The 10,539-nt window shown below is 60.2% G+C and carries 6 protein-coding genes and 1 other RNA gene; 1 reads left to right on the top strand and 6 read right to left on the bottom strand.

What is annotated here, in order from left to right:
• Positions 1 to 392 precede the first annotated feature (392 nt).
• On the top strand, positions 393 to 707 hold the full coding sequence (locus ACA041_RS22050) for a helix-turn-helix domain-containing protein (protein ID WP_497442147.1): 315 nt from the start codon (positions 393 to 395) through the stop codon (positions 705 to 707).
• A gap of 179 nt (positions 708 to 886) precedes the next feature.
• Here ACA041_RS22050 and ffs read toward each other — a convergent pair.
• The 6 genes from ffs to ACA041_RS22080 form a co-directional block, all read right to left on the bottom strand.
• Positions 887 to 983: signal recognition particle sRNA small type (gene ffs / locus ACA041_RS22055), an RNA gene on the bottom strand.
• A gap of 128 nt (positions 984 to 1,111) precedes the next feature.
• Entirely contained in the window at positions 1,112 to 2,275 is a 1,164-nt protein-coding gene (locus tag ACA041_RS22060; protein ID WP_497437613.1) for a zinc-binding metallopeptidase family protein, read from the bottom strand.
• A 168-nt stretch (positions 2,276 to 2,443) separates the two neighbouring features.
• Positions 2,444 to 4,801, bottom strand: a complete 2,358-nt coding sequence (ligA, locus tag ACA041_RS22065; protein ID WP_497437620.1) for an NAD-dependent DNA ligase LigA — start codon at positions 4,799 to 4,801, stop codon at positions 2,444 to 2,446.
• Positions 4,802 to 5,021: 220 nt separating this feature from the next.
• Positions 5,022 to 5,876 (bottom strand): cell division protein ZipA, encoded by an 855-nt coding sequence (gene zipA / locus ACA041_RS22070; protein WP_497437625.1) that lies wholly within the window; start codon positions 5,874 to 5,876, stop codon positions 5,022 to 5,024.
• A gap of 258 nt (positions 5,877 to 6,134) precedes the next feature.
• A complete protein-coding gene (smc, locus tag ACA041_RS22075; RefSeq protein ID WP_497437627.1) occupies positions 6,135 to 9,623 on the bottom strand; it encodes a chromosome segregation protein SMC in 3,489 nt (1,162 codons plus the stop codon).
• Positions 9,624 to 9,625: 2 nt separating this feature from the next.
• Positions 9,626 to 10,285: a GntR family transcriptional regulator gene (locus tag ACA041_RS22080; RefSeq protein WP_497437629.1), complete on the bottom strand. Its 660-nt coding sequence runs from the start codon at positions 10,283 to 10,285 to the stop codon at positions 9,626 to 9,628.
• Between the last annotated feature and the right edge of the window lie 254 nt (positions 10,286 to 10,539).

Genomic DNA, 10,539 nt, shown 5'->3' on the forward strand with positions numbered 1-10,539 from the left:
GTGGGACCGTTCGACCAGTGCAGGATGCCCGGAAGAAATGTTTTGAGACGGACTGTGCAAAAACACGTGATCACTCCATGAACAGCGTTTGACGGCTCCGGGACAGCCTGAGATCAACTAATCTCAAGACCCTGTGAAAGAGCAGCAACAGGATTTCAGCGAATATTTTGCAAGGTTTGAGCGCCACGTTGTGGCTGCCTGCAAACCCTGCGCGAACGCGTAATACTGGCGCTTTCACATCATCCTCAATGTCGAGAATATGTGACTGCTGCCCTTTCGGAGCGGCGATTCTACGAAACGCATCACATTTTGCAAGTCAAGGTGATGGATCATGCAGTTGTCAAATGCAAAAATCTATCGTTAAGTTCTTGATTCTAAATGGGAATCGAGCGATGCAAATTTCAAGTTTGGGTCCAGCCATACGGCGCTACCGCAAGGTCGCGGGGCTTACTCAGGCTGAACTCGGCGAAAAAGCCGGTTTTGACCCTAAAACCATCAGCCGCTTCGAAACCGGCACTTACACCCCCAGCGTGGACGCCTTATTCCTGCTTGCCGATGTACTGGGCGTGAAGCTGAAAGCCTTTTTCGCCGATCCGGGCGATGAAGATGAACAGCGGGCGTATCTATTCGGCGTCATTCATAAAGCCACTCCGAAGGATCTGGGAAAGTTGATTGCTGCGGTTGACCAGGCCTTGTCCAAGCCTTAGGCAAGAAATGAAAAAGGAGACCGACCTGTCTGCTCGAGAGGTCGGCCTCCTTTTCCAAGTACGAGTTCAAAAATCGGAAACGACAAAAACCCGCCGCGGATGATATCCATGACAGAGCAGCAAGAAATTGGTTTTGAACAGATAACGCGAAAGGGTTTCGCAGCCCGTTAAGGTGGTAACCCCATCAGCCACACCCCGGCACACAATGTCACCGCTGCGGCTGCTCCCTTCCAGGCCTGACCGGGTTCACGGTTGATCGTTGCGGGGGGACCGATGGGGTCACCATAACGACGCTCACCTGACGGCGAGCCGCGCCATTGTACCTATCTGAGACGAAGTTACAACCGTTCGTGCGGATTAAAAAATATGAGGCCGCTCAAGGACATGCAGTGGCCTGTAAAATCTCACCGCACCAACACTTCATCCGCCCTGCCGCCCTCCTCCTGGATCACCAGATGGATGAAGTGCAGCTTGGCGATCACCGCCGGTGGCAGGACGAACGGATAGAAATCCGGTTGCCCCATGCTGCGCGACAGTTCGTTGAGCATGCCGGCCAGCTCGATCCATGCGTTGACGAATGCCAGGAACGCCGCGCCTCCGGGATGTTGTGGGTCGTAGAGGGTGCTGGAGGGAAATGGCTGGTAGTCGAAATCCATTTCCCGGGCGCTCATGCCGAACCCCAAGGCGGTGTCCACCGCATCCATCATGTGCAGGTAATGCGCCCAGGTTTCAGCCCAGTCTTCCCACGGATGCATGGTCGCGTAGGCGCTGACGTAATGTTGTTGCCAGTCGAGCGGCGCGCCTTGCTGGTAATGGCGTTCGAGGGCGTCGGCGTAGCTGGCGCGATCGTCGCCGAACAGGGCGCGGAACGGTTCCAGCCAGTGGCTGTTGGCAATCAGGCGGTCCCAGTAGTAATGCCCCACTTCATGCCGAAAGTGCCCGAGCAACGTGCGATAGGGCTCGCGCATTTGTACCCGGACCTGTTCACGGTGAGCGTCGTCGGCCTCTTTGATGTCGAGGGTGATCAGGCCGTTGGCATGGCCCGTGGTCGGAGGATTGCCTTCGAGGTCGACGCCGATGAAATCGAAGGCCAGGCCGGTTTCCTCGTTGACGCTTTTGGGAATCACCTGCAAGCCAAGGCTGACCAACTGTGCGACCAGGCGCCGCTTGGCGGTTTCGACCTTGCGCCAGCGCTCATGATTTTCTGCAATCGACAGGTCGGGAATGGTGTGGTTCAGGCTACAGGCGATGCACAGCGCATCGTGATTGTTGGCGGGGAGCAGCCAGTTGCAGGCGGCCGGGGAATCGAGATTGGCGCAGCGGCGAAACACACCCGCCTCGGGGTCGGCGTCGAGCAGCCAGGTGTCTGCCTGCAGGCCGGGCTGCAGCGAGGACAAACGGCTCTGCTCGGGTTGATAACCCAGTGCCGCCGAACAGGCCAGGCACTGGCTGTTGCGAAAGAACAGCGACTGGCCGCAGCGGCACTGCCAGACTTTGCTGTTGCGCGAGCGTTCGGCGATGAAAGGCGCGGCGATGCGTGAGCTGAGCTGTTCGAAGAAACGGTACATGGCGATCTCTCCTTGGGGCTTGCCAAGACTAGATCACTCCCGGATTAAGATCGTTCCATTACCTGTGGCGAGGGAGCTTGCTCCCGCTCGCCTGCGCAGCAGGCGCAAAGGCCAAAGGGACCGCTACGCGGTCCAGCGCGAGCAAGCTCCCTCGCCACAGGTCAGGTGTCAGACGGTGATGCCGTGCTTGCCCAGGAACACGACAAACGCTTCTTCATCCAGCACCTTCAACCCCAGCTCATTGGCCTTGGTCAACTTCGAACCGGCACCCGGCCCGGCGACCACGCAATGGGTCTTGGCCGACACCGAGCCCGCCACCTTGGCACCGAGGCTTTCGAGCTTGTCCTTGGCGATATCGCGACTCATCAGCTCCAGCGAACCGGTCAATACCCAGGTCTGGCCCGCCAGCGGCAAACCCTCGACGACTTTCTTCTCGCTCTGCCAGTGCATGCCGAAATCGCTCAGCTGCTTTTCGGCGGCCTCAGCGAGCTGGCGATTTTCCGCTATCGCAAAAAACTCCCGAACAGAATTGGCCTGCTTCTCCGGCAACGCCTGACGCATGTCCAGCCAGTCGGCGTTCATCACTGCTTCAAGCGAACCGAATTTGTCAGCCAGCTTCTGCGCCCCGCCCGGCCCTACCGACGGAATGTGCAGCTTGTCGAGGAAACCGCCGAGCGTGGTGCTGGCGGAAAATTCGGCGCCCAGCTCGCCCTGATCCTGAATCTGCAGGCCGTGCTTGAGCAGCTCCTCGATCACCTGCTGGTTGTGTGCATCTTCGAAGAAGCTGTGGATCTCGTGAGCCACCTCCAGGCCGACATCCGGCAAGTACGTGAGCACTTGCGGCAATGCCTGCTGCACCCGCTCCAGCGAGCCGAGGGAGCGTGCCAGCACCTTGGCCGTCTCTTCGCCGACGTCAGGGATCCCCAGGGCATAGATGAAGCGCGCCAGGCTTGGCTGCTTGCTGTCCTCGATCGCACTGAGTAGCTTTTTGCTCGACAGCTCGGCAAACCCTTCCAGGTCGACAATGTCGTCGAACTTCAGCGCATACAGATCTGCCGGCGAACTCACCAGGCCTTCATCCACCAGTTGCTCGACACTCTTGTCGCCCAGGCCTTCGATGTCCATGGCGCGACGGGAAACGAAGTGAATGATCGCCTGCTTGAGTTGCGCACCGCAGGCCAGCCGACCGACGCAGCGATACACCGCGCCTTCGCTGACGGTCTCGCGACCCTTGCTGCGCTTGACCAGTTGCGTGCGCTCGACATGGGAGCCGCACACCGGGCACTGCTCGGGAATCTGTACCGGCCGGGCATTGTCCGGACGCCGCTCGGCGACCACTTGCACTACTTGCGGAATCACGTCGCCGGCGCGACGGATGATCACCGTGTCGCCGATCATCAGGCCCAGGCGCGCGACCTCGTCCATGTTGTGCAAGGTCGCATTGGCCACGGTAACGCCGGCCACCTTGACCGGCTTCAAGCGCGCCACCGGCGTTACGGCGCCAGTACGCCCCACCTGGAATTCCACATCGAGCAACTCGGTGAGTTCTTCCATGGCCGGGAATTTATGGGCGATGGCCCAGCGCGGTTCGCGCGCGCGAAAGCCCAGTTCCCGCTGGGAGGCAATGCTGTTGACCTTGAACACTACGCCGTCGATTTCATAGGACAGCGCATTACGGCGCTCACCGATGTCACGGTAATAATCCAGGCATTCATCGATGCCGTACGCCAGTTTCAGTTCGTGACTGATCGGCAGGCCCCAGGCTTTGAGCTGCTTGAGATTGCCGATGTGCGTGTCGGCAATATCCGCTGAAATCTGGCCGATGCCGTAGCAACAGAATTCAAGCGGACGGTTGGCGGTGATCTTCGAATCCAGCTGGCGCAGACTGCCCGCCGCCGCGTTGCGCGGATTGGCGAAGGTCTTGCCACCCACTTCCAGTTGCGTGGCGTTGAGCCGCTCGAAACCGGCCTTGGACATGAACACTTCGCCGCGCACTTCCAGGGTCGCCGGCCAGCCGCTGCCATGCAGCTTGAGCGGGATATTGCGCACGGTGCGCACATTGACGCTGATGTCTTCGCCGGTGGTGCCATCGCCGCGGGTGGCGCCGCGCACCAGCACGCCATCCTGATACAACAGGCTGACCGCCAGGCCATCGAGCTTGGGTTCACAGCTGTATTCCACCGCGGCGGCACCGCCGAACAAATCGCCGGTGGGCAGATCCAGGCCTTCGTTGACCCGGCGGTCGAACTCGCGCATGTCGGTTTCTTCGAAGGCGTTGCCGAGGCTGAGCATCGGCACTTCGTGGCGCACCTGAGTGAACGCCGACAGCGCCGCGCTGCCGACACGCTGGGTTGGCGAATCGCTGGTGATCAATTCGGGATTGGCCGCTTCGAGGGCCTTTAGCTCTTGGAACAACCGATCGTATTCGGCGTCCGGAATGCTCGGCTCGTCCAGCACATGGTAGCGATAGTTGTGCTGATCCAGCTCAGCGCGCAGCTCTAGAATGCGGTTTTTGGCGGCGGTCATGGGTGTTCTCTCACAAAGCAAAAGAGCAGCCGTGGCTGCTCAATCTTCTAAATACGATAGCTTAACGCTGTAGACACTGTGGCGAGGGAGCTTGCTCCCGCTCGGCGGCGAAGCCGTCGTAAATCCTGCAAACGTGTATTGACTGTCAAACCTTGGGGCCGCTTCGCAGCCCAGCGGGAGCAAGCTCCCTCGCCACAGGAGCCCGTTCCAATATTTTGAATCAGCGCTTCTGGGTCAGGGCGCGGCGTTCGAATTCGACGATGCGCTGACGGTAATGCTCGATCGTCTGGGCAGTCAAAACGCTGCGCTGGTCGTCTTTCAATTCGCCATTGAGCTCTTGCGACAATTTACGTGCCGCCGCCACCATCACGTCGAAAGCCTGCTTCGGATGACGCGGGCCCGGCAGGCCGAGGAAGAAGCTTACCGCTGGCGTGCTGAAGTGGTCGATGTCGTCCAGGTCGAAAACGCCCGGCTTGACCGCGTTGGCCATCGAGAACAGGACTTCGCCGTTGCCAGCCATGCTTTCGTGACGGTGGAAAATGTCCATCTCACCGAAACGCAGACCGCTTTCCAGAATGTTCTGCAGCAGCGCCGGACCTTTGAAGCCGGCAGCGTCGCGGCAGATCACACTGATCACCAGCACTTCTTCGGCTTGCGGTTGTTCCCTGTCACTGGCCGCGCCCGAGGGCTTGGTGTCGTCAGGGAAATCGTCGTCACGGCTGCTGAAACCCGGGCCGTTTTCCAGATCCAGGTTGAGGTTCAAGTCACCCTGGGATGGCTCGCCCTGGCCACGCTTGCCGCGCTTGGAACCCGATTCGCGCTGTTCGCGGGCAGGCATGCTCACCGACGGCAGATCGTGCTCGTCCAGGTGCGGTTCCTTATGGGTGTCCAGCACCCGGGGCGGGCCCAACAGCTCGGCGCTGCTGTCCTCTTCGGGCAAATTGGACAAATTCCGGTCTAGACGGAATTTCAGTTTCCCCTTGCCGCCGCGCATGCGGCGCCAGCCGTCGAAAAGAATACCGGCAATGACAATAATGCCGATAAGGATCAGCCACTCGCGCAGACCGATTTCCATGTAATCCCGTGCCTCTATAAAAAATGCTGAAAAATAAGGGGTTTACAGCTGGTAAACCGCTTTAAAACGTGGCGCCAACTCTATGTTCTGACAGGCGTTTTGCCCACGCATACGATAAATTGACATTAAACTAGCACGACCAAAGCCAACTTTACACCGTCTGTCTCGATGGCTTGCGCGAATATGTCGATTGGCCAGCAAGTCGCAGCACCCGATAAGGTGCCGCAGGTCGTTAATACCTGCCCTGCAAGCGCTGACTCAGGCCTCTACCATCGCCATCGCCTCCTCGACATCCACTGCCACCAGACGCGAACACCCCGGCTCGTGCATCGTCACCCCCATCAGCTGATCGGCCATTTCCATGGCGATCTTGTTGTGGGTGATGTAGATGAACTGCACCGTCTGCGACATCTCCTTGACCAGCCGTGCGTAGCGTCCAACGTTAGCGTCATCCAGTGGCGCGTCAACTTCATCGAGCATGCAGAACGGCGCCGGATTCAACTTGAAGATGGCAAATACCAGGGCCAATGCGGTCAGGGCTTTTTCGCCACCGGAGAGCAAATGGATGGTGCTGTTCTTCTTTCCTGGCGGTCGCGCCATGATCGTTACCCCTGTATCGAGTAGATCTTCGCCCGTCAGTTCCAAATACGCGCTGCCTCCACCGAAAACTTTTGGGAAAAGTGCCTGAATTCCGGCATTGATCTGATCAAAGGTATCCTTGAAGCGGTTTCGGGTTTCCTTGTCGATCTTGCGAATCACATTTTCCAGCGTATCCAGGGCTTCCACCAGATCGTCGTTCTGGGCATCCAGATAACGCTTACGCTCGGATTGTTGCTGGTATTCATCGATGGCCGCCAGGTTGATCGCGCCGAGGCGCTGGACCCTCGCTGCAATGCGTTCGAGTTCCTCCTCGGCGTCTTTCTCGTTGGCCTCGGCCACCAGGGTGGCGAGCACGCCGTGCAGGTCGTAGCCGTCCTCGAGCAACTGATCTTCGAGGGCCTTGCGGCGCACGGTCAGGGCTTGCCATTCCATGCGTTGCTGTTCGAGCTGGCCGCGGATCAATTGCGATTGCTGCTCGGCCTGGTTACGCCGTTTTTCCGCGTCGCGCAATTCGCGATCGGCGTCTTCCAGGGCGATTTGCGCGGTCTTGAGCTCTTCATCGACGGTCATGCGCTTGTCGAGCAACTCTTCGAGCTTGAGGCGCAACTCTTCCAGCGGCGCCTCGCCCTCCTCCAGATTGAGGCTCAGCTGTTCGCGTTTTTCAGTCAGGCGTTCAGACTGCATCTCCAGGCGTTCCAGCGCCTGGCGCGTCGAGTCGTGCTGGGCCTTGAGCGAGCCCAGGCGCACCGCCAACTGATGCGCGTGATCCTTGTGCTGCCGGGCTTCCTGACGCACCCGATCAAGGCGTTCGCGCAGGCTGTCGCGCTGGGCCAGCAGCAACTCGCGCTGCTCGGTGTCGAGCGCCATGCTGTCGAGCGCTTCCTGCAGTTGCAGGCGCGCTTCGCCGATGTTTTCGTGCTCCAGGGCGCGTTGCTCGCCGAGCTCGACCAGTTCTTCGTCCAGGCGGGTACGGCGTAATGTCAGCTGTTCGACCTTGGCTTTGCCGGCCGACAACTGGGCTTTCAATTCCCCCTGCTGCCGAGCTTCGTCTTGCAGCAGACGGCGCAGATGTTCACGACCGTTTTCCTGCTGGCGTTGCTGTGCCCGCAGGTTTTGCAGACGGGTTTCCAGGGTTTCCACCGTGGCTTCGCGCTCTTCGCGCTCAAGGCCCAGGCGCTGGATTTCCTGGCCGCGGGCCAGCACGCCGCTTTCCGCTTCGCTGGCCCGACGCACTCGCAAAAAGTGTGGGCCGACCCAGTAGCCGTCACGGCTGATCAGGCTTTGGCCGGCGCTCAATTGACTGCGCAGGGCCAGGGCCTGTTCGAGAGTGTCGACCGGTTTGACCTGCCCCAGCCACGGCGCCAGATCGATCTGTGCCTCGACCTTGTCGAGCAGGCTGCCGGCAATGCGCACACCATCGCTGGCGGGGCTGAGCAAGCGCAGATCGCCCTGGGCAAACCCGGCCAGATCGAAATCGGCAAAATCGTCCACCAGCACCGCTTGCAGATCGGCGCCGAGCACGGTTTCCACCGCCAGCTCCCAACCGGCCTCGACCTTGAGGCCTTCGGCCAGGCGCGGGCGATCCGCCAGGTGCTGTTCGCGCAGCCATTCGGCGGTGCCGGTGCCAGGATCGAGGGCCGCTTGCTGCAAGGCCTCCAGGGAAGCGAGGCGTCCATTGAGGCGCTGCAGATCACCCTGGGCCTGCTGCTGCGCCGTCAGCGCCTGTTGCAATTCCTGACGCAGTTGCTCAAGGCGTTCGACCTGAGCCTCTTCGCTGGCCTGCAAGTCTTCAAGGGTCGCTTCACTCGCGGCCAGCTGCTCGCTGAGCTCCATGATCGCCGCGTCTTCCGGGTCCGCCGAGAGCAAGGCGCGCTCTTCGCCTAGGCGCTTCTGCCGATCGGCCAGGCGCTCCATGCTGGTTTCCAGCTGCTGGATCCGCGACTGCTGGACTTCCGCTTGGCGCCGGGGCTCGGCCGCCGTGAGGTTGAAGGTGTCCCACTGCTCCTGCCAGCCGTGCATGGTGGTTTCGGATTCTTCCAGCGCGGCGGCGGCTTCTTCGGCGGCGGCGCTGGTGACTTCCTGTTCCGGGGTGAGCATGTCCAGCTCTTCACCCAGGGTCAGCAGCAGCGTGCGGTCATGACCCAGGTGCGATTCGGTTTCCAGGCGCGCGCGCTCGGCTTCCTTCAAGTCGTCCTGCAACTGGCGCAAGCGCTGCTGTCCGTGCTGGATGCTCTGCTCGACCCGGGCGATGTCGCCGCCGACCGAATAGAAGCGCCCTTGCACCAGATTGAAGCGTTCGGACAGGTCGTGGTGCCCGTCGCGCAGGCGTTCGATCGCCGCATCGGCATTGCGCTGTTCGGCGACCAGGGCTTCGAAGGTGATTTCCTGGGTGCCGATGATCGCTTCGCGCTGGCCGACCTGCTCGTTCAACGCCTGCCAGCGCAGGGCCGACAATTGAGCCTTGAGCTGACGCTCCTCGCCCTTGTACTCCTGATACTTCTTCGCGGCCTCGGCCTGGCGGTGCAAGCGTTCGAGTTGGCGCTCGAGTTCTTCGCGCAGGTCGGTCAGGCGGGCGAGGTTTTCGTGGGTACGGCGGATGCGGTTTTCGGTCTCGCGCCGGCGCTCCTTGTATTTGGAGATACCCGCCGCCTCTTCGATGAAGTTGCGCAGGTCTTCCGGCTTGGCTTCGATCAGCTTGGAGATCATCCCCTGCTCGATGATCGAATAGCTGCGCGGGCCGAGGCCGGTGCCGAGGAAGATGTCGGTAATATCACGACGACGGCACTTGGCGCCGTTGAGGAAGTAGCTGTTCTGGCTGTCGCGGGTGACTTTGCGGCGAATCGATATTTCCGCATAGGCGGCGTATTCGCCAATCAGCGTGCCATCGGAATTATCGAACACCAGTTCGATACTCGCCTGGCTCACCGGTTTACGGCTGGTGGAGCCGTTGAAGATGACATCGGTCATCGACTCGCCGCGCAAGTTCTTGGCCGAGCTCTCGCCCATCACCCAACGGACGGCGTCGATGATGTTCGACTTGCCGCAACCGTTAGGCCCGACCACCGCCGCCATGTTACTGGGGAAGTTCACCGTGGTCGGGTCGACGAAGGATTTGAACCCCGCCAGTTTGATGCACTTGAGCCGCACGCTTAAACGTCCGTCAGGGCGGAAACCACCAGATCGCAGCTGCGCTGGGTATACGCCGTCAGCACTACGCGGATCTGCGCAAAGTCACGGGCCAGCACGGCGGCGAGCAGATGATTGAACAGCTCGAGGAACTCGCTCATCGACGCCTTTCGCTGGTCCAGGGCGAGGAAATACGCACGGCTCATGGCCGGCTGCAGATTCTCGACCGTTTCCTGCAAGTAAGGGTTGTTGGCGAACGGGTACGCGGCGCGCATCACGTTGAAGCTGTCATCGACGAACGTGCGGATGTCCTGGCGTTCGTAGCTGGCGCTCAGGCGCTGCTGGATCTGCACGAACGGCGCCATGTCGGCCTGGACTTGCCAGCCACTGGCCACGGCGTTGCCGAGCAGGATGTACAACTCGCTCATCAGCGTGCACAGGCTCTGCACCTTGTGCACGGTGAGCTCGGTGACATGGGCGCCCCGTCGCGGCAGGATCGCGATCAGGTGGCGGCGCTCGAGGATCAGCAAGGCTTCGCGAACCGAACCGCGGCTGACATTGAGGGCCAGCGTGACCTTCTGTTCCTGGATGCGCTCCCCGGGCTTCATTTCGCCGCGAATGATGCGTTCGGCGAGGTGGTGAGCGATTTGCTCGGCGAGGCTGTCCGGCGCCTTGAACGTCATGGTTGTCCTTCAAACTCTTCGATTTGCACAAGCGGCGCAGTGTAGCGCAATTGATACGACATGGCGGAGTGCCCGCTCGGTGGTTTTTGGCACGATTCAAGCAAAAAGCAGGCTGATGAACGAGGGTCAATACTGAAGAAAACCAGTCGTTGATCGACATTTGATAATTTCCTGACCTTTAAGTCAGAAAATCATTGACCGAAAAGTCAGACCTGCTAAATTCGGTTCATGTCGGTTAACAACAATAATGAGTC

The sequence above is a fragment of the Pseudomonas sp. LBUM1676 genome, assembly GCF_059695605.1.